Genomic DNA, 21,171 nt, shown 5'->3' with positions numbered 1-21,171 from the left:
CCTGTCCCCGGCCGCTTCGGCGGCCCCGATAACACCCCCAGACCAGCGGGGCTTTAACGGAGATCCACACACGATGAAACGCCTTCCGCGTATCGAGCAGTACGGCCTGATCGGCGACACGCAGACCAGCGCCCACGTCTGTGACGACGGCACGATCGACTGGCTGTGCCTGCCCCGCTTCGATTCACCGGCCGTGTTTGCCGGTCTGCTCGGCACACAGAAGCACGGCACCTGGCAGATCGCCCCGGCTTCGTCCGCAGGCCGGTCCGGCTCCGGAAGAGTGGCTGAGCGCCGGTACCGCGGTGACTCGCTCGTTCTCGAATCGCTGTGGCGTACCCCGACGGGTTCGGTCCGGGTCCTGGATTTCATGCCGCCGCGCGACGGTGCCCCGCAGGTGATCCGGATCGCTGAGGGCCTGACTGGCGAAGTGGAGATGGTCTCGGCCATGCGTCCTCGGCCGGGGTACGGCAGCGTCAGCCCGTGGATCCACGACGTCGGTGGGCGCATGGTCGCGGAGGCCGGCGCGGACGCTCTGTGGCTCGACACCTGCGTCCCGCAGGTGGAGAAGGACGGCGTCGTCGTCAGCGCCTTCACCATCGCCGCCGACCAGAGTGTGGCGTTCGTACTGGGCTGGTGCCCGTCGCATGCAGCCGCCCCTGACGTTGCTGCCCCTGAGACCGCCCTCGCAGAGACGCTCGCTTTCTGGCAGGACTGGACGCAGGAGTGCACCTACGACGGGCCCTATCGCGAGGCCGTGGTCAGGTCCTCGATCACGCTGAAGGCCATGACCTACGGGCCGAGCGGCGGGATCGTCGCGGCGCCGACCACGTCGCTTCCCGAGGAGATCGGCGGCGACCGGAACTGGGACTACCGCTTCACCTGGCTGCGCGACGCCGCCACGACGCTTACCGCGCTGCTGGGGACCGGATACCGGCAGGAGGCACAGGCATGGCGGCGGTGGCTGCTGCGCGCCGTGGCCGGAGACCCGGAGAACCTGCAGATCATGTACGGGATCACCGGGGAGCGTGACCTGCGGGAGCGGGAGCTTCCCTGGCTTCCCGGGTACGAGGGATCGGCTCCGGTACGGGTCGGGAACGGGGCGGCGAACCAGCTGCAGCTCGACGTGTACGGCGAGGTCATCGACACCCTGTACCTCGCGCACCAGAGCGGAGTCGCCCACTGCGCCGACACCGCGGTCCTGCACCAGCGGCTCATCGAGCACCTGGTCCAGCGCTGGCGGGAGCCCGACGAGGGCATCTGGGAGATCCGCGGGGCCCGCCGGCACTTCGTCCATTCCAAGGTGATGGCCTGGGTGGCGGTCGACCGCACCATCCGCCTGGCCGAGGCCGGCGCGCTCGACATGGACGTGGCCCCGCTGGTCGAGCTGCGGGCGGCGATCCACCGGGAGGTCTGTGACAAGGGCTTCGACCCGGTGCGCAACACCTTCACGCAGTCCTACGGCTCGCAGGAGCTGGACGCTGCCACGCTGCTCATCCCCCGCACCGGCTTTCTGCCGCCCGACGACCCGCGCGTCATCGGCACCGTGGATGCGGTCCGTCGTGAACTCTCCACGGAAGACGAGCTCGTGTACCGGTACCCGACCTGCGGTGAGGACGTCGGGGTGGACGGCTTGACCGGCGACGAGGGCGCCTTCTTCCTGTGCAACTTCTGGCTCGTCGACGGCCTCGCCCTGACCGGCCGCCCCGACGAGGCCCGTGCCTTGTTCGAACGCCTCCTGGCTCTGCGCAACGACCTCGGGCTCCTGGCGGAGGAGTACGACCCCGACCAGCAGCGCCAGCTCGGCAACTTCCCGCAGGCGTTTAGCCACATGGGCCTGATCCAAAGCGCCCTGCTCCTTCAGCAGATGGCGGCGCAGTCCTGCCCCCGCCACGCCGCGCTCGCGGTTCCCGCACCCCCCTCAACCTCCCGCAGCACGCGCCAGTCCACCGCCGACCTGACGCCGCAGCACTCATAGCCACCCCACCCCTGACGAGGATTCCCATGTCTGACAGCGCCTTCCCGGCACGGCCGGCCGCGACCGGCCACCGCAGACGGCGGCCCCCGGTCGACGCGACCACGCTGTACCTCGCCCGTCGCGCCGTGGCACTGCCCCTGGCACTCCTTGCCGCGCTGCTGCTCGCCGCCTTCGCTCTCCGGTCGGGGTCCGCCGTAGGCCCCGGCTGGGTCCTGGCCGGCCTGGTCTGCGGACTGGCGGCGGTCGTCGCGGTGGCGGCACACGGAACGCGCACCGTGGCCAGTGCCGTGCAGTCGGCAGTGGAGGAGTCCCAGTCAGCAGCGCTGACAGCGGTCACAGGGGCAGCGGCAGCCGTTGAGAAGTCGGTGCAGTGGTCGGCGGACGAGCTGTGCCGCGGAAAACGTCCAGCGTTGCCGGACCCGCACACCGCCCAGTCGCCCACTGCGAACGCCGGGATCTACAACGCGCTGAGTGCCCTCCAGGCGCAGGCCATCATGTCGCTGATCCGCGTGCACGACGAGTCCCAGTCCGTGGTGCTCCTGGAAGTGCTTCGCCGCCTGGCCATGCGCGAGCACGCCCTGGTCAGCAAGGCACTCCAGGCACTGAGCCAGCTGGAGATGCTGACCGACGACCCGGAACTGCTGGCCAAGATCTTCGAGATCGATCACCTCGTGACGCGGATGCGCCGCCAGGTCGAGAGCACGGCGGTCCTGGGCGGACAGTCCCTGCGCAGCGTGCGCCGGCCCGTTCCCGTCACGACGGCCCTGCGTGGCGCTGTCTCCGAGGTTGTGCAGTATCCGCGGGTGGCCGTCGCGGCCGGATCCGTGGGCGCCGAGCTGGGGTTGCCCGGCCATGTGGGGCCGGACCTGACGCACCTGCTGGCCGAGCTGATCGAGAACGCCTGCGAGTGCTCGGATCCAGCGACGCGGGTGATGGTGCGCGCGCAGCGGGTGCCACACGGGCTGGCCATCGAGGTCGAGGACCGCGCCATTCCCATGCACCCGCAGACGCGGGCACAGATGAACCACCTGCTCAAAGCCCCGGACGAGGTCGACGTCAGCGGCCAGGTCCGGGCTGGACAGCTCGGCCTGCTGGTCGCCGCGAAGATCGCCCAGTCACACGGGTTGTCCGTCCTCCTGCAGGAGAACGCGACGGGAGGCACCACCGCCCTGGTCGTCATACCGGCACGGCTCCTGGTAGCCATTCCATCGATCGAGGACGCGGGTGCGCCGCAGCCCGAGGAAGCTCGCATGTCCGGGCAGCAGCCGCATCAGGTGGCCGCGGCTCCTGCCGCCCCAGGGGTGGGGCAGGTCGCACGCCCCGGCGCCGCTGGGGCATCGACCTCGGCGGGTCATTCGGCCGACGCGCCCGCTCTTCCCACGCGCACGCGTCGGTCGGAACCTTTCCGTCCGCCACAGGAGCGGGAGCAAGCCCCCGTATCCGCGGCGACGCCCGGGCTGGCAGCCGCCTTCCGCAGCGGCCTCCAGGCCGGCGGCACCGCCAGTCCCCCTCCCGCGTCGACAGAAGACCCCACCCCCTGACCCGCTTCTTCCGCGTTCCCGGCGGCCCAGTACACCCACTGGCCCTTCCCCCTTCTGGAGCGATCCCCATGAGCACCCACCCCGCGATGAACAACGTGACCGACGGCACGCCCGCATCCGCGACGACAAGCGGACAGCGGGACAGCATGGCCTGGCTGCTGCGTCAGTTCGCCTCCGAGACGCCGGGCGTCACGCACGCCGTCCTGCTCTCGCGCGACGGACTGCGGCTGCTGGACAGCGAAGTCGACAAGGACTGGGCGGACGAACTGTCGGCCGCCTTCAGCGGGGTCGCCTCCCTCGCGGCGAACATCACCGGCCCCAGCCACAAGAAGAGGCCGGCCCGGCAGGTCATCATCGAGCGAGACGACTGCCTGTTCTTCGTCCAGAGCGCCGGGCGCAGCGCGGCCTTCGACACCCACCCCGGTGCCGAACGCGGTGAGGTGGACACGATCCTCGCTGTCATCGCCACCAGGGACGCCGATGTGGGCACCGTCGGCTTCGAGATGGGGCGCCTGGTCCAGAAGTTCGCCCCGTACATGCTGATCCCCGTCCGCGTTGGCACAGGCGGAGAGGTCCGGTGACCACGTACGGCCGCGCGGCCGAGGAGTCGGCGTTCGTGCGGACCTACTCCGTGACGCGCGGGCGTACCAAGCCGCGGCACCTGCTCGCTCTGGAAACCGTCCTGGAGGCCGGGCAGGGACGGCCGGGCCCGGCGCAGGCCGAGGAGTGCGGGGAGATTCTCGCCCTGTGCCGGGAGCGCCGGCGGTCGGTGGTCGAGCTGGCAGGTCGCCTCGGCCGGCCCGTGACCGCCGTCAAAGTGCTCGTCTCCGACCTCCTGGACGCCGGCGCCCTCGTCGTCCCCCTGACCCAGTCCTATGCCGATACCGGCGCAGGGTCCGGTCCGTCTATCCAACTGCTGGCAGCCGTTTCCGCCAGCTTGAAGAGGAAGTGGCCTGATGCCGTCGCCTACCCCCAGGCCGGATGACCCGTCCACGGTTTCGCCGCACTCGCAGGCCGGTGCGCCGACCGTGCTGAAGATCGTGATCGCCGGCGGTTTCGGCGCGGGCAAGACCACCGCAGTGGGCGCCGTCAGCGAGATCACGCCGCTGAGTACGGAGGAGTACCTGACCGAGGCGAGCGCGGACGTCGACAGCCTGGCTGGCCTGGCGTCCAAGCGGACCACCACGGTCGCCTTCGACTTCGGCCGATTGAGCCTGCCCGATGCACCGATGCCGCTGGAGCTCTTCCTGTTCGGCACGCCGGGCCAGGACCGGTTCGTCGACCTCTGGTACGACCTCTCCCGCGGCGCCGTCGGCGCGGTCGTCCTGGTCGACACCCGCCGCTTGGAGAGCAGCTTCACGCCCGTCAGCTTCTTCGAAGACATCGGCCTGCCCTTCGTCGTCGCGGTCAACCAGTTCGACGGCGCACACCGCTACCACCCCGAGCAGGTCCGCGCCGCTCTCGAACTCCCCGCCGCCGTGCCGGTGGTCACCTGCGACGCCCGCGACACGAATCACGTCGCCGGCGTTCTGCTGGCCCTCGTCGACCACGCCGTCGATTGCGCCGCCACCACCAATCGCGCTGGTCACACCCCTTCTACCACCCTCCAGGACGCCTGATGTCACAGCACCCCAGCGACCCCTACCGCACGCCGCAGACTGCCCCGCCCGCCCGGTCCTTGCCTCGGCGCGACATGCGGGACACCACCCCCGGCCCGTTCACCCCACCCGGCACCGCCCTCACCAGCCAGCGACCTCAGCAGTCGCGGGAACTGGCTCAGCGTTACGAGCTGCTCAACCGCCTGGGCGTGCCCCCGGTGGCCAACGAGGACTTCGACGAGCTGGCCCGCGACATGGCCACACAGGCCGGGTTCTTGTACGGGTTCGTCAACCTGTTCCTGGAGGAACAGACTTTCGTCGGGCTGCACCAGCCGCCGGCGGACAGCGGGTTCGTGATCGTCGGCCGCACCATGAGCCGGGACCACGGCTGGTGCCCGGAGGTCATGGCCCGCAGGAAGGCCCTCCCGCTGCACGACGTGCACGCATCCCCGCGCTTCAGCGGCAACGCGGTGGTCGACGCCGTCGGGATCCGCTCCTACTTCGGCGCTCCGTTGATCCACGACAGCGGCACGGTGCTGGGCACGGTGTGTGTGATCGACCCCGAGAAGCGGCCCCTGGCCGAGGCACGTCGTCTGCGGGACATCGTCATCAACGCCAGTGCACAGGTGATGGACCACATCGCCCGCGCCCCCGTCCGCTAGGCCGTTCCACAACTTCCCACCCGGGAGCCGTAGGCGTTCCCCGGCCGCTCCACGCGTTGCGACCTTCATCCAGGGAGAGGGAGACCATGTCCGCCACACCCACCACGCCTCCACCGGCGCTGCGTCCCTACCTCACCGCCCGCCACGATCTGCTGTGGCAGGAGGCGGACGCCTTCGCGGCCGAGCACGTCGCGCCGCGCGCCGCGCGGATGGAGGCCGCTCCGGGCAGGGTGGAGCGCAAGGTCGCCGACCTGATGGCCGCCCGGCGGTGGTTCGCTGTCACCGTCCCGGCGGTCTTCGGCGGGCTGGGCGCCGGACACGTGGCCAGGACCGTCTTGGTCCACCGCATCGCGCGGGTCTCGGCGGCTGCCGCGGCCATCCTGCAGGCGACCTTGATTCCCGTGGGCGCCCTGCTGCACTTCGCCACCTACGAGCAGAAGGGCCGTTGGCTGGCCCGGGTTGCGGACGGGTCCGTGCTGCTGTCGATCGCCGTGACCGAACCGCTCGCTGGCGGACACATCGGCGGCATCGAAACCACCGCCGAACGTTCCGGCAACGAGTGGGTGATCACCGGCAGCAAGATCCATATCGGCAACAGCCATCTCGCCGGAGCCCACCTCGTCGTCGCCCGCACCGCAACGGCCGGAGTGAGCACCTCGCAGGCTCTGACCGCGTTCATGGTCGAAGCCGACCGCCCCGGACTTTCCGTCTCCGACCACCGTGCCGGGCTCGGTCTGCACGGCTTCTCCGCCGGCCGCCTCGACCTCGATCACGTCCGCGTCCCCGAGGACAACGTGGTCGGGGAGATCGGCCAGGGACTGGCCGTGGCCCAGAGCAGCAGCATCCTCTACGGCCGCCCCAACCTGGCCGCCGTCAGCCTCGGCATCCACGAAGCAGTCGTGGACACCACCACCGCCCGGCTCAAGACCCGCCCCCGCTACCAGGGCGCCCTGTCCGACCTGCCGGTCCTGCGGGACCGCGTCGGCGACATGGAAGCCCGCCTGCGCGCCGCCCGGATACTCGCCTACCAGGCCGTGCACCTCCTCGACCAGGGCCTGCCCTGCGACGCCGACCTGATCAATTCGAAATACCTCGGCCACCAGTGGGCCGTCCAGTCCGCCCAGGACGCCATGGAACTGCACGGCGCCCATGCCCTCGATGGCGACTACATCGTCCACCGCCTGTGGCGCGACATCCAGCACACCTACCCACCGGCCGGAACCGGCGAAGTCCAGCGCATACGCCTGGCCGACGCCGCCTTCGCAGAGGGCCACATCCAGTGGTCCGAGCGCCTCGCCGCCGAAGCCGCCTGGGCACGACCCGATCCGACCGCCGCATGAGCCCCCGTGCGCGGCACCCCGTGACTCCCCACCGCCGCGCACGGGCCCGTGCCGCCGGCCCCCGTCCCCCGCGGGGACCGGCGACACCCCTCCCAGTGACCATCCACTCAGCCGAGAGAGACACCGTGACCCCGCCCGTGACGACCAGCGCACCGATCACGCCCCTGACGCCGACCCTGCAGCGCGTCGCCCAGCACCTCGCGAACGGCCTCACGGCCAAGGAGATTGCGGCAGAGACCAGCCTGTCGGCCGTGACCGTCCGCCAGTACATGCGCGACATCCGTGAGAGCCTGCACTGCCCGCCCCGCTGCAAGCCCCCGGTGATCGTGCACCGCCTGTTCACCACCCAGCAGGTGGCCTCACCCACGGCGGACCGGCCAGCGCCATCCCTCACCCCGGACCAGCGGCTGCTGCTCCGAGCCGTCGCCGAGCACAGCGACCCCCGTGACATCGCCGTCGCCGCCAAGCTCGCCCCCGCCGACCAGCGCGCCGCACTCGACCAACTCCTCGCCGACACGGGCGCGCGGGACACCACCCACCTGGTGATCCTTGCCCACGGCTGGAAGCTGCTGCCGACCGACCCGGCGGCGCGGAGCGGAGCGAGCCAGTGAGAAGGCCCCCCACTCCCCTGGCCAACGAGGAGGCTCCGGCTTCCACCTCGTTCGCAGCGAAGTACCCGGGCGCCGTGTACGCGGTGCGCAGGTTACGTACGGACGCCGAGCGCGCGGAAGCCGCTGCCCTCGTGCAGGACCGGCAGCGCTGGCTCACCCTGCGCGGCCTCCCCGTGCCCGCCCAAGCCGACGTGCCGGCCTTGTTCCGCGACCCGCACACGACGTCGGCCGGTCTGTTCGAGGACGGAAAGCTGCTCGCCTGCATGGTCCCCGCGCGCGACCCCGGACTCAGCTGGGGCGAAGGCCCCTGCCTCCGCCTGGGCTACGTCCACACCCTGCCCGACCAGCCCGACGACATCACCCGGCTGATCACCCTGTGGGCCTCCGACTTCGCCGCCCGGCAGAGCTTCCCGCTCGTACGGGCCGAAATCCTGGCAGGCCACACCGTGCAAGCCGAACCCATCGCCGCCCTGCTGCGTCGGCTCACGGACATGGGCTGGGACGTGCGGGGTTCCGGTCCGGGACGGGAGGGGGACCGGGTCGCCCGCCTCGAACTGGCCGCGGAGCACCGCCCCCGACTCAGCACACTAATCAGCTGCCAAACCCAAGCTCCCCATCTTGCCGCGGAAGAAGGGAGCAGCACGTGACAACCGAAAAGCCGCAGCGGCCCGACATCGCCCGCGAGCTGATCGCCCGCGCCACGGAATCGGCAGCGCACCGGGCCACACGCGTGCGCAACCAGCTCGATGGCGTCCAACTCGGCCGTGGTCGGCACACCGACTACGCCAACGCCAAGTTTCTGCACCGCGTCCTGGGCGAATACGAGTGGCCCGGCCACCGCCTCGTCGGCCCTGCTGCTGCCCGAGCCGCCTGGAGCATCGCCCTGCACAGCGACCACGATCTCGTCTTCCAGCGCGCCGCCACCATCCTGCTCGGACGTGCGGTCGAGGTCGGCGACGCGCTCGTCCACCACTGGGCACACCTGCACGACCGCACCCTCATCAACACCGGCCAGGACCAGGAGTACGGCACCCAGCTCCTGCTGAGCTCCGACCGCATCGAGCTGTGCCCACTGCGCGCGCCGGGATCCGTCGACAAACGAAGGGCCACGGTCGGTCTGCCGCCGATCGCTGTCGCACTGGAGACGGTGCGTAGCCGGTACATGCCTAACGGCTCTACCGATGAAGTCCCGAGCATCGTCCTCGCGGAGGCCGCGTGAACAAGCGGAACACTGCGGTCCCCACCATTCGGCCTTCATGCCGCACATCCGCTCTGCGAAAGGGTTGTTGATCGATGAAGCTCCCTACCGCCGTCCTCGCTGCCGGTGTTGCCCTGTCCCTCACGACCGCCGTGGTCGGAGCCGCCCGGCTCAGGCAGAACGCACGGCACCAGGCCGAGCGGCACGAGGCACTCCTCGCGGGCAACCAGCTCGACTGGCTGAACCGGGTGTCCACCAACGCCGACCTCGCCGAGCTGTGGAAGCCCGAGGACATGAAGGCCGAGGAGTACATGCAGCTCATGTCGGCCAACCGACTCATCTGCGCCCTCAGCCTCCGACACTGCCTCGGCCGCGTCCGCGACGGACAGCTGCCGTTCTACGCAGAGATGGTCATGAGCAGTGACGTCTGCCGGCGCTACTGGCAGCGCTTCGGCGACCTCCGCGCTCAGGAGGCCGAGGGCGACAAGCGGGCCGAGCACTTCACCCGGGTGCTGGACCAGGCCGCGAAGAACCATCCTCAAGCGCAGCCCGCGGCAGCCTGACGGCGTATCTCGGTTCACCTTTCGGACTTCCGTGTCCCGTCCCCAACTCCTCTTCCGGACAGCAGTTCTCGTGTCTGAAGAGGTGGCCGCGAGGACCCGACTGGCGCAGGCCACACAGCTGCTGCCCACCGGGGTCGGCCGTACCGCAACACACCGAATCGAAGTGTTCCACCGGACCAATCAGGAGGATTCCCGTGACTCCCAGGGTGACCGACCAGGGCATGAGGACCGCCTCGGCCTCTGCCGCGCAGGACCCGTTCGACCTCGACATCAGCGTCATCGAATCGGGTGGCACGGTCGGGGCGAGTATCGCCTCCGACGGCGGCTGCGGCTCAACCTGCGGTGGCAACGCCTGTATCTCCAGCGGCTCCTGACCGCACCAGACCACCGGCACGACGCCCATGTCCTGTCGGCGCCGCCCACGCGGCACGTCCCTCGCGGCTCGATCGGAGCCGCGCATGACAACGGAGGAATCACCACATGCAGAACGACGAATTCGACCTCGACATCAGCGTCCTGGAGTCCGACGACGGCTCCGCCACGCTGATCAACCTCACCGACGACGGCTGCGGCAGCACCTGCTCCAGCCCGTGCGCCACCAACGTGGCCTGATCATCTTCCACCGCACGACGAGTAGGGAGAAACCCGCATGAACGCGAGCACGATCAAGGGCCAGGCACAGTCCCCGGCCGCCACGGCGGGCGGTGACGCGTTCGACCTGGACATCAGCGTCCTGGAGTCCGGCGACGGCTCCGCCACGGTGATCAACCTGACGGACGACGGCTGCAAGCCGAGCTGCCAGGGGTCCTGCGCCACCAACGTGGCCTGACCTCGGCGCATTGATCTGCCAGCCCGCGCGGCCTTGCGCCGCGCGGGCTGGCACCCACCCCAACACACCACAACCAGGGAGGGTGCATGGGTACCCGGAAGGACGGCCCGCTGTACCGGTGCGCGGATACTGCGCTGGTGCGCGCCGCCCGTTCCTCGAGGCTGCGGCTTCCCGCGTGGCCGGACCTCACCGACGACACCCCGGACTGCGAGGTGCGGTGGCAGACGTGGCTGCGCGACGTCTGGTCGCTGTCCGAGGCCGCCGACTCCATCGAGCAGGCCAGCCCTCTGCTCGCGCAGCAGGTTCAGACCCTGTGCTCGGTGGCCAGTCCCGAGACCCGTCAGTTGCGCCGCGCAGTGGTGTCGGTCATGCGGTACCTGCTGCGTATGACGGGCCGGGCGACCCCGAACGGTCTGTTCGCCGGTATCGCCTCCGCCTCGTTCGGGGAACGACCGGGATGGTCCTGGGGTGAGTGGCATCGACCCGTCATCCGTGCCGACGGCGACTGGATCGCGGACCTGGTCGCCCGTCTGGAAGCAGATCCTGAACTCCTGCGGCACCTGCATGTGATGGCCAACAACACCATCTTCGTACGGGGCGATCGGCTGATCGTGCCCTACCCGCCCCGTTCATGCCGTACCGACGGCAGCCCAGCGGCCGAAGTGTCCCTCCGGTACACCAGCGCCGTACGTATCGCCGTTGATGCCACCGTTTCGCCCGTCCCCGTCCATGCGGTGGTCGCACTGATGAGGAGCGAGTTCCCCGACGTTCCCGCGGACCGGGTGGAAGGGCTCGTCAGCAGCCTCGTCGAACGCGGTGTGCTCATCAGCAGCCTGCACGCGCCCTCTGCCACCCTCGACGCCCTGGACCACCTGGCCGAGCAGGCCGAAGCAGCCGCCGCCTCATCAGCCACGGACCTCGTGGCCGACCTGCGGACGGTCCGCGACGCCATCGCCCGGCACAACCAGGTACTGGCCCCGGCGGACGGCCGGCGCCTGCGTACCGCCCTGCGTCGGAAAATGACCGCTTTGAGTAGCGTCAAGGCTCAGCCGTTCACGCTGGACCTTCGCATGGACTGCTCCCTCACTCTGCCCCCACAGGTTGCCCGCGAGGCGGGGCAGGCCGCCACAGTGCTGGCCCGGCTGAGCGCGTACCCCTTCGGCACTCCGGCATGGAAGGACTTCCACAACCGATTCTTCGAGCGGTACGGCATCAACTCACTCGTCCCGGTCCGGGACCTGGTGGACCCCGATGTCGGCCTCGGGTTCCCGGTCGGATACCGCGATGCGCAACCTGAACAGGGTGAGGCCCTGACCGCCCGTGAACAGCGGCTGCTCTCCCTCGCCCAAGCGGCCGTCCTCGACGGCCGCGACGAGATCCGCCTGGACGAGGACCTGATCCGCACGTTGACGGTCGGAGATCGCAACGCCCCGCAGGTACCGGCCCACACGGAGCTGCGCTTTCGAATCCGTGCCGCTTCGCAAGAGGCCCTGGAGAGTGGAGACTTCGTTCTCCACGGCATCGCCCCGTCCCGCGGGATCGGCACCACGATCGGCCGCAGCCTGGGGCTGCTCGCATCAGACGATCAGGCCCGCGTGGCCGTCATGCTGGAGGAGCTGCCGGTCAACACGCCCGGCGCGGTGCCCACGCAGGTCTCCTTCCCCCCACTCGACCGGGGCGACACCAACGTCACCCGCGTTACAGAACTCCTGCCGGCCGTCATCAGCCTGGCGGAGCACCGTCCGGTCGACGCGCGCACCATCCCGCTCGACGACCTCGCCGTGGGCTGCGACCGCCGCAGGCTCTACCTCGTCTCCCTCTCCCGCGCCTGCCTGCTGGACCCCATGACGCTGCACGCGCTGGACCTGCGCGGCCACACGCCGCCGCTCGCACGCTTCCTCACCGAGATCAGCCGGGCCCAGACCGCCGTCCTGACCGTCTTCCCCTGGGCTTCCGCTACCGCACTGCCGTACCTGCCGCGGGTGCGCTACGGCCGCGCGATCCTCTCTCCGGCGAGGTGGCGACTGGCCCAGTCGGAGCTGCCCGACCGCCGCGCCTCCTGGGGGGAATGGCACAAGGCGGCCGACGAGTGGCGCGCACGCCGCCGAGTTCCGGACGAAGTCGCGCTGGCCGAGGGCGACCAGCTTCTGCCGCTGGACCTCTCCGAGCGCGCGCACCTCGCGCTGCTGCGCGCCCACCTGGACACCCACGAATCTGTGATCTTGACGGAAGCGGAATCCGACAGGGGCTGGTTCGACGGACGGGCCCACGAGATCATCGCCCCGATGACGGCCGTCCACCCGCCGCAGTGGCCGGCCGTCCCTCCCGTCACCGCCGACCAACTCGTCACCCGCGACCACGGCCACCTTCCGGGCACCGCCTCCCGGCTGCTGGTCAAGCTGTACGGGCACGTCGAACGGCAGCCCGAGATCCTTGCCGACCACCTGCCCGCGCTGCTCGGCCAGTGGAACGAGCCGCCGACCTGGTGGTACATGCGCTACCGCGATCCCCGCTGGCACCTGCGCCTGCGCATCGCGGTCCCCAGCGAGCAGGACTTCGCCCTCACCGCACAACGCGTGAGCGCCTGGGCGAACGGACTGCGCCGTGCCGGGCTCCTCACCGACATGCAGTTCGCGACCTCCTACCCGGAGACCGGCCGCTGGGGCCCCGGGCCGCTGATGAGCCTGGCCGAGGACGTCTTCGCCGCTGACTCCCGAGCCCTGGCCGTCCAGTTCGCCCAAAGCTCCCGTCCGCACCAACAGGTCCTCGCCGCAGCGAACTTCGTCTCCGTCGCCGCCGCCTTCACCGGCAGCACCGCAGCCGGCATGAACTGGCTGATCGCCCACAGCCGGATCACCGACCCGCGCCCTATGGACCGGACCGTGCGCGGTCAGGCGCTGCGCCTAGCCGACCCAGCCGACGGCTGGGCGGCCCTGCGCGCGGCTCCCGGCGGCGACGCCATCGCCAGCGCCTGGAGCGAGCGCGACGCGGCCCTGGCCCGCTACCGGCAGAAGCTGGACACGTTCGGTGGCATAGACCTAGACCTCGTTCTCGACTCGCTCCTGCACGCCCACCACATCCGCGCCGCCGGCATCGACAAGGACGACGAGCGGATGTGCGTACGGCTGGCCCACGCCGCCGCCATGGCCTGGACTCACCGAGGAGATCACCATGAATCTGCGTGAAAGCGCGCGGGCAGCCGCCGACACGATCGCCGAGCGGCTTGCCTCGCCGCAGGACGTACGGGAGCTGCATCACCGCCAGGGCTGGTGGCCGCAGTCGCTCGCACACGGCGCAGCCGGTGTCGCCCTGCTGCACATCGAGCGGGCCCGCACCGACCAGGGGCCGTGGCAGCGCGCCCACGACTGGCTCGCCTGCGCCGCAGCCGAACCCGCTGTCGGCGGCCCGGACAGCCACCTCTACTACGGGGCGCCCGCGCTCGCCTTCGCCCTGCACGCCGCCGCCAACCGCCCCGGACGCTACGCCCGCGCCCTGGACACCCTCGACCGGTACGTCACGAAGGCGATCCGGGACCGGCTCGCGGACGCCCACGCACGCATGGACCGCGGCGAGATGCCCGCGCTGGCGGAGTTCGACGCGATCCGCGGCCTGAGCGGGCTGGGCGGGCTCCTGCTGCACCGCGACGTCCATACCGACGTCGTCCGCGAGATCCTGACCTACCTGGTCCGCCTGACCGAGCCGGTCAAGCACGACGGGGAAGTTCTGCCCGGCTGGTGGAGCTCCCTAGCTCCCTCCGGCACGACCTCCCCGGAGTATCCGGAAGGGCACGCCAACAACGGCGTCGCCCACGGCATCGGCGGCCCCCTCGCTGTGCTCTCCCTCGCAGCCCGCCGCAGCGTCACCGTCGAGGGCCACCTCGACGCGATCACCCGCATCCTGGCCTGGCTCGACCACTGGCAGCAGGACGGCCCCGCCGGCCCGTGGTGGCCGTACTGGATCACCCGTGAGCAACTACGCTCCGGCACGATCGGCCCCGGACCATCCCGGCCGTCCTGGTGCTACGGCACCGCCGGATTCGCCCGCGCCCAGCAGCTCGCCGCCCTCGCCCTCAAGGACCCGGCGCGCCAACACGCCGCCGAATTCGCCCTCCTGCGCGCCATGACCGACCCCGGACAACTCGACGCGACCGTGGACGTCTCCCTGTGCCACGGCTTCGCCGGCCTGGCGCACATCACACAACTCGCTGCCACCGACGCCCTCACTCCCGGCCTCACCGAATGCCTGCCCCGGCTCCTGGCACCAATCACCGACACCACGCCCGGCGCCCTGGCGGACTCCCTGATCAACCCTCCCGGCGGCGGCGACATCGGACTCCTCGAAGGCGCCGCCGGCACCGCCCTCGCCCTGCACTCCTTCCACACCGGAACGCCGTCCGCGTCCGGGTGGGACACCTGCTTCCTGATCAACTAGCCGACGAGAAGAGGAAACATGGCAGCGGACGAATGGCCGCAACGCCTCATCCGGTTCACCGACTGGAGCCGCGCGGAGGCCACCGCCGTGGAGCATCTGCTCCCAGTGCTGATCGCCCAGGAGTCGGAACTGGCCCAGTGGTCATTCCTGCGAAAGTTCCCCTGGTGGCGGTTGCGATACCGGGCCGCGGGCCCGGACACGGCGAAGGCCCTGGACGCTGCCCTGGACGAGCTGGTCGACGCCGGCGTCCTCGCTTCCTGGACGCGAGGCATCTACGAGCCGGAAGAGACAGCCTTCGGCGGCCCCGCCGCGATGAAGATCGCCCACACCCTGTTCCACTACGACAGCCGTCACCTGCTGGAGGAGGCGGCCCGCCAGCAGGCAGTCACCGGTCCCCAGCTCGGCCGCCGCGAGCTGGCGGTGCTCCTGCTCAGCGTGGCGATGCGCGCGGCGGGTCTCGACTGGTACGAGCAGGGTGACGTCTGGGCGAGGATCGCGGCCGAGCGCCCCGGCGACGAGGTCTGCAGTCCGCAACGTCACCGGGCCGCTGTCCACCGGTTGATGACCGTCGACGTCAGCACCACCAGCCGCAGCGTCACCCAGGGCCGACTCGCGCCGCTGGCCGAGTGGATAGCCACGTTCGAGTGGTTTGGCCAGCAGCTCGCAGACCTCAACCGTCAGGGCCGCCTGGAACGAGGGTTGCGGGCCGTGATCGCCCACCACGGCATCTTCCACTTCAACCGCCTGGGTCTCCCCGCCCAGGACCAGCGCACCTTGTCAACACTCGCGAAAGAGGTAGTCATGGGAACGAGCGACAACACCGCGTCCACCCGAGCTGAGGGGACGGCGAGCACTACGGTCAACGGGGTGAACAGTGACACCATCGAAGCCCCCTCCGCAGACCGTCTGCGCGCCCAGCTGATCGACCACCTGGTCGAGACCGGGTGCGTGCGCACGCCCCGGGTGGAGGAGGCCATGCGGACCGTACCCCGCCACCTCTTCGTCCGCAACGCCCCCCTCGAAAAGGCGTACGGCAACACACCCGTGGACACGAAGTTCGACGGATCCGGCCGCTCCATCAGCTGCGCCTCCCAGCCCGACATCGTCGCCATGATGCTGGAACAACTCGACGTCCAGCCCGGCCAGAAGATCCTGGAGCTGGGGGCCGGCACCGGCTTCAACGCCGGACTCCTCGGCTACCTCGTCGGCGAGACGGGACACGTCACCACGATCGACGTGGACGAGGACATCGTGGACGGAGCGCGCGGCGGGCTGGCCGCCGCCGGCATCCACAACGTCGAAGTGGTCCTCGGAGACGGAGCCGTGGGCCACGCCTCCAACGCGCCGTACGACCGGATCGAAGCCACCGTCGGCGCCCACGGCGTTCCGCACGCCTGGCTCGACCAGCTCGCCCCCGGCGGACGACTCCTCACGCCACTACGCCTGCGCGGCAGCGTCTCCCGCTCGATCGCCTTCGAGAACCAGGACGGAGCCTGGCGCAGCGTCGGCAGCCAGATGAACACGTTCATGCCGCTGCGCAGGGGCATCGCCGACGACCCGCGCGTCTTCGTTCCCCTGGACACCGACAACACCGTCACGCTCGTCACCAACGGAGACCAGAAGGTCGACGCGGACGCCCTGCGCGACATCTTCCGCCAGCCGCGCGCCGAGGCGTGGACGGACGTCACCTTCCGGGGCCCGGAATCGGCGGAGTACCTGGAGCTGTGGCTCGCCTGCGCCATGCCGAACGGCCTGAGCCGGATGCCCGCCAACAACGAGGCCATCGAGAAGGGCCTGGTCACCGCGCCCTACCCGTCCTCGACCGCGGTCTTCGAGGGTGGCACGCTCACCTACCTCACCCGGCGCCCCTACGCGAAGAAGGCCCCCGATGGCGCCAGCCTGTACGAGTTCGGCGTCATCGGCCACGGCCCTGACGCCGAAGCCCTCGCCTCGGACGTCGCGGACCAGGTCCGCACCTGGAACCAGGGCTTCCGGGCGCTCGACGTCGGGTTCGAAATCCAACCACTCGACGCGACCCCGCTCGCCCCGAAGCACGGCCGCTTCACCTTCGACAACCCGCTGAACCGCATCGTCATCGAATGGCAGTGACATGGACGTCAGCCAGATAGCGAAGCGGTTCCCGCTCGTTGCCCGTCCACGTCCAGCGTGCCCGCCCCTCGCTGAACGCATCCGCGAAATCACCGACCTCGCTGCCGCCGCCGAGCGCAACGACAACGTGACCTCCGCAACCGTCGCCCTGAACAAGGCGGCACTGATCGCAAGCGACTGCGGCATGCCGGACCTGGCACGCTCTCTGTGCTGGCGCCACGCCGAGGCCGTCCTGGGCGCCCAGCCCCTGGGCGCGCAGGAAGCCCGGTACGCCTTGGAACCCCTGGTCAACCTGGCCCGACTGCGCATCCGCGACGGCGACGGGACTGGCGCGTATCATCTGCTCGATTCCCTGAACCGAGCAGTCAGATCGAAGACGGAAGCGGTCATCGACGACCGCGCCACGTCCTTCCAGCGCCTCACGAAGTCGGCTTCCGACCATCAACAGGTATGCCAATGGCTGTGGGCCGTATTCCTCGGCGACGGAACCCGTGCCCTCGTCGCAGCAGGTGAATGGGACTACGCCCGGGCGCACAGTAGGCAACACCGGGGCGTGGGACAGCGCCTCTTCGACGGGCGCCAAGTCGAGGTGCTCGTCCGCTGCCTCGGCGAGCAGCCCAGCGATGCGTTGAAGTTCCTACACGAGAGCACCCTGGTGGAGCCATGGGAGCACGCCGTCGCGGCAGCCCTTGCCGTCCTCTGCCACAGGGCAGCCGACGATCAGCCAGTTGAGCCGATCAACAAGATGGTGCAGCACTACCTGGCTCTCGACTCGGCCCCCGACCTTGCCGTCTTCCGCTCTCGTGTAGGACTAGTTGTGCTCGACCTCTCCCCAGAGTCCCGACAAGCCGAATTGATGCGCCGCCTCACCAGCGAAGCGACGACGCATCCCGACGGGTACATCGCACGAGACATCCTGGCCCACTCTGTGTGCAGCGAAGGGCTGAGCCAGGACGAGCGCAGAACGCTCTCCACTGCAGTCGCCTCCTCCGGCCTCGGACGGGGCAGCATCCCCGACCCTCTGGATCAGGCAATACGGGACGCTTCAACAGTCGCAGCGGATGTCTGGCAACGCCACGCTAGCTGCCGAGCTAACGCCTGGCCCGCATGACCGGCTCCCCGAGCGGCGCACCCCGTCGTATGTCCACTGCAACCGCGGTTGGCCGTGCGAACACGACGCGAATCAACAGGAGTTCTCGTGAACGAGATGCGGCCCAGCGAGCAGATGCGCAACCTCGGCGTAGTCCAGGAAGGCGCCTCCGTCCTTGCCGAGCCAGCACGCCCCTTCTCACTCCCTGCCGAACGTGAGGCCGCCGAGCAAGCCGTGGAAAGCCTGTTCACCTCCATGGCGCGCATCGCAGGCGTCCACACGTTCGCCAAGGGCATGGGCATTGCAGCCCCACAGATCGGCATCCGCCGGGCCGCGGCCGTCGTCCAGCCGGCCGAGCCAGGAGCGGGCGCGATCGTACTGCTCAACCCCCGGGTCATCGCCGCCTCGCAGGAGACCGACGACCAGTACGAGGGATGTCTGAGCTTCTTCGACGTACGCGGCCTCGTCCCTCGCCCCCTCCGGATCACGGTCGAGACCACGACACTCGACGGGACGACCGTGACCACTGACTACGAACGCGGCCTCGCCCGTCTGGTCCACCACGAGATCGACCACCTCGACGGCCACCTGTACACAGCCCGGATGCGCCCCGGAGTGCAGCCCATCTCCGTGACCGAGTACCGGCAGACCGGACGGGCCTGGCCCTACGAGCACTGAAACCCGATCCTGCCGGCCCGCGAGCTCGGGGATGCAGAGGCCCGAAAGCCGGGTGAGATACCTGGGAGGCGTAGCGGTGGTCTCAACCACGCCCCTCCTTCGGATCAGCGCGCCAGGTGGAAGACGGCTGCGGCCACGATGGTGCCGAGGATGGTGCCTGCGATCACTTGGTTGCGTGTATGGTCCCGCAGCTCGACGCGGGACCAGCCGACGACAACGACCAAGAGGAAGCCCAGGGCCATCCACGGGCCGTAGGTCTGCACGAGCATCGCGCAGGCACCTGCGGACACGGCCTGGTGGACGGAGATCTTCCAGGCGAAGGTGATTGCGGTGAGGATCGCGAGCGTCACGAGCATCGAGACGATGAGGGCAACCATGGTGCGCGGCGCCCCCGCGACGAGCATCAGGACGATGCCGGTGGCTACGGAGAGCAGGATGACGGCCATCACGACTAGCCGTGCTGGCTTCGCTCCGACGTGTCTGTCGCCCCAGTGGCCTTTGCGAATGCCGTACTTGATGAAGGTGATCGGGATAACGGCCGCAAAAAGGGCGCCGACCACGCCCCAGGCGACACCTGTCCATTGTGCGGTGTGCCAGCCGACCAGCAGGGTGACAGCGATGATCCAGTTCTTCGGCTCAAGCCAGTCTGTAATGCGGCGGGCCAGCCGCGACTCGCTGGGGCGGACATCAGTTGCCATTTGAGGAGATCCTTTCCGAAGCGCCCTGCTCGTGGGAAACGGACGAATGTTCTTGCCGGACGAATTCGGAAACGACTGGCGAGGTTAGGTACGCGCGGGCAACGGTGCGCAGCCATGACAGTTCGCTCGCTCTGTCTCGGCCAGTGACGCCGAGGGGTGGATATTCAACTCCCCGCAGCCGTTCCCCATTTCGTGCGCTCTGGACGGCTGCACGCAACCAGCAGGCTTCCGCCACTGCGTCAGAGAGTTGCGCAGCGACCCCTTCCTGACGGACGAACCTCCGGGCCTTTGTGTGCATGTCGACTGACACGTACTCGCGAAGCGCCAGGCAGGCATCCTCGATCTCGATGACGCACCGTTCCAGCCGGAAGCGGACACGCCACCTGCCTACAGATGTCGCCAGCACCACATACGGGGCTGCTTCCGTGAGCTGCACCCAGAGGGGACGCAGTTTCCGCAGGGTGCTCCACGCGGCGACGTATTCCACGGCGACGGAGAGAGGAGGCAAGCAGACGCCGACTGCGACCGACAGGACGGTGGCTTGCTTGAGCGTTGTGGAGAGAAGGTTCTCCAAGGCTGGATAGCTGGTGCCGGAGGCAAGCTGAACCGTCACGAAGACGATGCGCTGGAGGGCGTACAGGCTTCCGAGCAGGGTTCCCGAGCCCAGAAATCCGAGGCCGGCCTTCCCCAGGAGAGTCCGGCTGTGGCGTACGCCGCCGAGGAACAGCCATGTAGCGACGACCATGGCGATGCCGATGTACAGCGTGAAGACCGTCATGTAGAGGACGGGAAAGAGGGCGCCACGGCCCTCCCCAAGCCTGACGGGCCCTCCTGACGTCCAGTTGGCCAGGGCGTAGAAGGCGAGCATGAGGGGCAACGTCACGCCGGCGGCCACCAGCCGGGTGCGACTTGCCAGGCCCTGCGGTCGAACGACTGCGATGACGAAGTCGAGCAGATATGCCGCCGAGGTAACGCCGAGCAAGTGCTTCAGCAGCGGCGACAGCCTGGCATCTGCGCCGACGGCGGCATCGACTGCCTCTTTGACCGGCGGAACCTCGAACGTCATGGCAGCTGCGAGAGCCACCAGGGTCAGCGCCAGACTTCGCTGCTTGCGAGAGTGCCGGAGGGACGGCAGTCGCCACAGAGCCACCAGCCAGAGGACGCCGGCGATGAGGGTGGATGTACTCATGAGCGGCGGTTCCTCCGTGGGTGGACCAGGGCGTCGTCGAGCCGCGCCACGGCACCGGACCGACCGCGTTCCCGGCCCGAGTGGGCAAGATCGTGAAAGAGCTCTCCCAGACAGGAGGCGGCCATCTCGGCGTCGTACTCGGTCTCGCTGTCGTAGCTCGTCCGGCCGAGAGCGGAGAGCACGGCAGAGGGGTCGACCCCGTCAGGCAGGACTCCCAGTAGAGACCTGACGACGCTCTCGTTGTTCCCGGCGTGCCCGAGCAGCAGGTGCGCTAGCTCGTGGCGCACGATTTGTGCACGATGCCGCTCGCTGGTAGCCGCGACGTGAAAGACGTAATCCCCGTGGTCGAACGAGAGGACCATTCCGCAGGGAGCGTTGGCCCCTCCGGTCTCAGGCAATTCGTGGAGGTGCAGGGGGCGGCCACGCTTGACGGCGAGCTGCCGACATATTTCATCCACCGCGTAGGGATCGGATATCTCGACCCCCCGCAACTGCTCCTCACACAGTCGCCTCAGCTGCGCCTCTCTGCGCGCGAATTGCCGCTTGAACATGGACGAGATCCTTGCTGTAGCCCCCGAATGAGCGCTGACACGGCCTGCGCTAACCGGAACCCACCATTCCGCGTGGTTCTAGCGGAGCTTTGCATAGGTACAGATGGT

22 protein-coding genes are annotated in these 21,171 nt (G+C 69.5%); 19 read left to right on the top strand and 3 right to left on the bottom strand.

Annotated elements, in window-relative coordinates; all coding sequences use genetic code 11:
* The first annotated feature begins 73 nt into the window (after window positions 1–73).
* From AC07FV_RS24555 to AC07FV_RS24465, 19 genes are all read left to right on the top strand, one after another.
* The gene (locus AC07FV_RS24555) at window positions 74–1,975 is read left to right on the top strand and encodes a glycoside hydrolase family 15 protein (protein ID WP_479089409.1); all 1,902 of its coding nucleotides are present in this window, start codon (window positions 74–76) and stop codon (window positions 1,973–1,975) included.
* 26 nt (window positions 1,976–2,001) lie between these two features.
* Window positions 2,002–3,516, top strand: coding sequence for a sensor histidine kinase (locus AC07FV_RS24550; RefSeq protein WP_479089408.1), 1,515 nt, complete (start codon window positions 2,002–2,004; stop codon window positions 3,514–3,516).
* A gap of 68 nt (window positions 3,517–3,584) precedes the next feature.
* Complete coding sequence (locus tag AC07FV_RS24545) at window positions 3,585–4,097, top strand: roadblock/LC7 domain-containing protein (RefSeq protein ID WP_479089407.1); 513 nt, start codon at window positions 3,585–3,587, stop codon at window positions 4,095–4,097.
* Window positions 4,094–4,501, top strand: a complete 408-nt coding sequence (locus AC07FV_RS24540; protein ID WP_479089406.1) for a DUF742 domain-containing protein — start codon at window positions 4,094–4,096, stop codon at window positions 4,499–4,501. The genes AC07FV_RS24545 and AC07FV_RS24540 overlap by 4 nt, the downstream gene beginning before the upstream one ends.
* 43 nt (window positions 4,502–4,544) lie before the next feature.
* Window positions 4,545–5,135 (top strand): GTP-binding protein, encoded by a 591-nt coding sequence (locus AC07FV_RS24535; RefSeq protein ID WP_399845901.1) that lies wholly within the window; start codon window positions 4,545–4,547, stop codon window positions 5,133–5,135.
* Entirely contained in the window at window positions 5,135–5,776 is a 642-nt protein-coding gene (locus tag AC07FV_RS24530) for a GAF domain-containing protein (RefSeq protein WP_442749313.1), read from the top strand. The genes AC07FV_RS24535 and AC07FV_RS24530 overlap by 1 nt, the downstream gene beginning before the upstream one ends.
* Before the next feature lie 86 nt (window positions 5,777–5,862).
* Window positions 5,863–7,116: an acyl-CoA dehydrogenase family protein gene (locus tag AC07FV_RS24525; RefSeq protein ID WP_479089405.1), complete on the top strand. Its 1,254-nt coding sequence runs from the start codon at window positions 5,863–5,865 to the stop codon at window positions 7,114–7,116.
* 137 nt (window positions 7,117–7,253) lie between these two features.
* On the top strand, window positions 7,254–7,727 hold the full coding sequence (locus AC07FV_RS24520; protein ID WP_233520684.1) for a LuxR C-terminal-related transcriptional regulator: 474 nt from the start codon (window positions 7,254–7,256) through the stop codon (window positions 7,725–7,727).
* Window positions 7,724–8,374: a hypothetical protein gene (locus AC07FV_RS24515; protein WP_479089404.1), complete on the top strand. Its 651-nt coding sequence runs from the start codon at window positions 7,724–7,726 to the stop codon at window positions 8,372–8,374. The genes AC07FV_RS24520 and AC07FV_RS24515 overlap by 4 nt, the downstream gene beginning before the upstream one ends.
* Window positions 8,371–8,946: a DUF6624 domain-containing protein gene (locus AC07FV_RS24510; RefSeq protein WP_054100457.1), complete on the top strand. Its 576-nt coding sequence runs from the start codon at window positions 8,371–8,373 to the stop codon at window positions 8,944–8,946. The genes AC07FV_RS24515 and AC07FV_RS24510 overlap by 4 nt, the downstream gene beginning before the upstream one ends.
* Window positions 8,947–9,020: 74 nt before the next feature.
* A complete protein-coding gene (locus AC07FV_RS24505) occupies window positions 9,021–9,488 on the top strand; it encodes a DUF6082 family protein (protein ID WP_054100456.1) in 468 nt (155 codons plus the stop codon).
* 194 nt (window positions 9,489–9,682) lie between these two features.
* On the top strand, window positions 9,683–9,862 hold the full coding sequence (locus AC07FV_RS24500) for an FxLD family lanthipeptide (protein WP_007491159.1): 180 nt from the start codon (window positions 9,683–9,685) through the stop codon (window positions 9,860–9,862).
* 106 nt (window positions 9,863–9,968) lie between these two features.
* A complete protein-coding gene (locus tag AC07FV_RS24495) occupies window positions 9,969–10,100 on the top strand; it encodes an FxLD family lanthipeptide (RefSeq protein ID WP_011031314.1) in 132 nt (43 codons plus the stop codon).
* A 37-nt stretch (window positions 10,101–10,137) separates the two neighbouring features.
* A complete protein-coding gene (locus AC07FV_RS24490; protein WP_479089403.1) occupies window positions 10,138–10,317 on the top strand; it encodes an FxLD family lanthipeptide in 180 nt (59 codons plus the stop codon).
* A gap of 86 nt (window positions 10,318–10,403) precedes the next feature.
* The gene (locus tag AC07FV_RS24485; protein ID WP_479089402.1) at window positions 10,404–13,502 is read left to right on the top strand and encodes a lantibiotic dehydratase; all 3,099 of its coding nucleotides are present in this window, start codon (window positions 10,404–10,406) and stop codon (window positions 13,500–13,502) included.
* Window positions 13,489–14,748, top strand: a complete 1,260-nt coding sequence (locus tag AC07FV_RS24480; protein WP_479089401.1) for a lanthionine synthetase C family protein — start codon at window positions 13,489–13,491, stop codon at window positions 14,746–14,748. The genes AC07FV_RS24485 and AC07FV_RS24480 overlap by 14 nt, the downstream gene beginning before the upstream one ends.
* Window positions 14,749–14,766: 18 nt before the next feature.
* The gene (gene fxlM, locus AC07FV_RS24475; protein WP_479089400.1) at window positions 14,767–16,857 is read left to right on the top strand and encodes a methyltransferase, FxLD system; all 2,091 of its coding nucleotides are present in this window, start codon (window positions 14,767–14,769) and stop codon (window positions 16,855–16,857) included.
* A 1-nt stretch (window position 16,858) separates the two neighbouring features.
* On the top strand, window positions 16,859–17,968 hold the full coding sequence (locus tag AC07FV_RS24470) for a hypothetical protein (protein ID WP_479089399.1): 1,110 nt from the start codon (window positions 16,859–16,861) through the stop codon (window positions 17,966–17,968).
* A 96-nt stretch (window positions 17,969–18,064) separates the two neighbouring features.
* Window positions 18,065–18,625 carry a peptide deformylase gene (locus AC07FV_RS24465; protein WP_358315241.1) on the top strand — a complete coding sequence of 187 codons (561 nt, stop codon included), beginning with the start codon at window positions 18,065–18,067 and terminating at the stop codon, window positions 18,623–18,625.
* A 104-nt stretch (window positions 18,626–18,729) separates the two neighbouring features.
* On the opposite strand, the gene AC07FV_RS24460 is transcribed toward AC07FV_RS24465, so the two are convergent.
* The 3 genes from AC07FV_RS24460 to AC07FV_RS24450 are packed head-to-tail and all read right to left on the bottom strand — an operon-like array spanning window position 18,730 to window position 21,063.
* Window positions 18,730–19,323 (bottom strand): phosphatase PAP2 family protein, encoded by a 594-nt coding sequence (locus tag AC07FV_RS24460; protein ID WP_358315226.1) that lies wholly within the window; start codon window positions 19,321–19,323, stop codon window positions 18,730–18,732.
* Window positions 19,313–20,512, bottom strand: a complete 1,200-nt coding sequence (locus AC07FV_RS24455; RefSeq protein WP_358315220.1) for an MAB_1171c family putative transporter — start codon at window positions 20,510–20,512, stop codon at window positions 19,313–19,315. The genes AC07FV_RS24460 and AC07FV_RS24455 overlap by 11 nt, the downstream gene beginning before the upstream one ends.
* Window positions 20,509–21,063 carry a secondary metabolite protein gene (locus AC07FV_RS24450; RefSeq protein ID WP_381726787.1) on the bottom strand — a complete coding sequence of 185 codons (555 nt, stop codon included), beginning with the start codon at window positions 21,061–21,063 and terminating at the stop codon, window positions 20,509–20,511. Before AC07FV_RS24450 ends, AC07FV_RS24455 begins: the two co-directional genes overlap by 4 nt.
* Window positions 21,064–21,171: the final 108 nt, after the last annotated feature.

Source organism: Streptomyces sp. NPDC045956, from assembly GCF_056430705.1.
Note: the sequence above shows the minus strand (reverse complement) of the source record. Positions and strands in the feature narration are given on the sequence as shown.

Excerpts from the sequence above, each read along its gene's own strand:
- AC07FV_RS24555 (WP_479089409.1), top strand. The coding sequence starts at position 74 with ATGAAACGCCTTCCGCGTATCGAGCAGTACGGCCTGATCGGCGACACG.
- AC07FV_RS24495 (WP_011031314.1), top strand. The coding sequence starts at position 9,969 with ATGCAGAACGACGAATTCGACCTCGACATCAGCGTCCTGGAGTCCGAC.
- AC07FV_RS24470 (WP_479089399.1), top strand. The coding sequence starts at position 16,859 with ATGGACGTCAGCCAGATAGCGAAGCGGTTCCCGCTCGTTGCCCGTCCA.
- AC07FV_RS24525 (WP_479089405.1), top strand. The coding sequence starts at position 5,863 with ATGTCCGCCACACCCACCACGCCTCCACCGGCGCTGCGTCCCTACCTC.
- AC07FV_RS24465 (WP_358315241.1), top strand. The coding sequence starts at position 18,065 with ATGCGGCCCAGCGAGCAGATGCGCAACCTCGGCGTAGTCCAGGAAGGC.
- AC07FV_RS24450 (WP_381726787.1), bottom strand. The coding sequence starts at position 21,063 with ATGTTCAAGCGGCAATTCGCGCGCAGAGAGGCGCAGCTGAGGCGACTG.
- AC07FV_RS24545 (WP_479089407.1), top strand. The coding sequence starts at position 3,585 with ATGAGCACCCACCCCGCGATGAACAACGTGACCGACGGCACGCCCGCA.
- AC07FV_RS24530 (WP_442749313.1), top strand. The coding sequence starts at position 5,135 with ATGTCACAGCACCCCAGCGACCCCTACCGCACGCCGCAGACTGCCCCG.
- fxlM (WP_479089400.1), top strand. The coding sequence starts at position 14,767 with ATGGCAGCGGACGAATGGCCGCAACGCCTCATCCGGTTCACCGACTGG.
- AC07FV_RS24480 (WP_479089401.1), top strand. The coding sequence starts at position 13,489 with ATGAATCTGCGTGAAAGCGCGCGGGCAGCCGCCGACACGATCGCCGAG.
- AC07FV_RS24455 (WP_358315220.1), bottom strand. The coding sequence starts at position 20,512 with ATGAGTACATCCACCCTCATCGCCGGCGTCCTCTGGCTGGTGGCTCTG.
- AC07FV_RS24460 (WP_358315226.1), bottom strand. The coding sequence starts at position 19,323 with ATGGCAACTGATGTCCGCCCCAGCGAGTCGCGGCTGGCCCGCCGCATT.
- AC07FV_RS24550 (WP_479089408.1), top strand. The coding sequence starts at position 2,002 with ATGTCTGACAGCGCCTTCCCGGCACGGCCGGCCGCGACCGGCCACCGC.
- AC07FV_RS24485 (WP_479089402.1), top strand. The coding sequence starts at position 10,404 with ATGGGTACCCGGAAGGACGGCCCGCTGTACCGGTGCGCGGATACTGCG.
- AC07FV_RS24505 (WP_054100456.1), top strand. The coding sequence starts at position 9,021 with ATGAAGCTCCCTACCGCCGTCCTCGCTGCCGGTGTTGCCCTGTCCCTC.
- AC07FV_RS24490 (WP_479089403.1), top strand. The coding sequence starts at position 10,138 with ATGAACGCGAGCACGATCAAGGGCCAGGCACAGTCCCCGGCCGCCACG.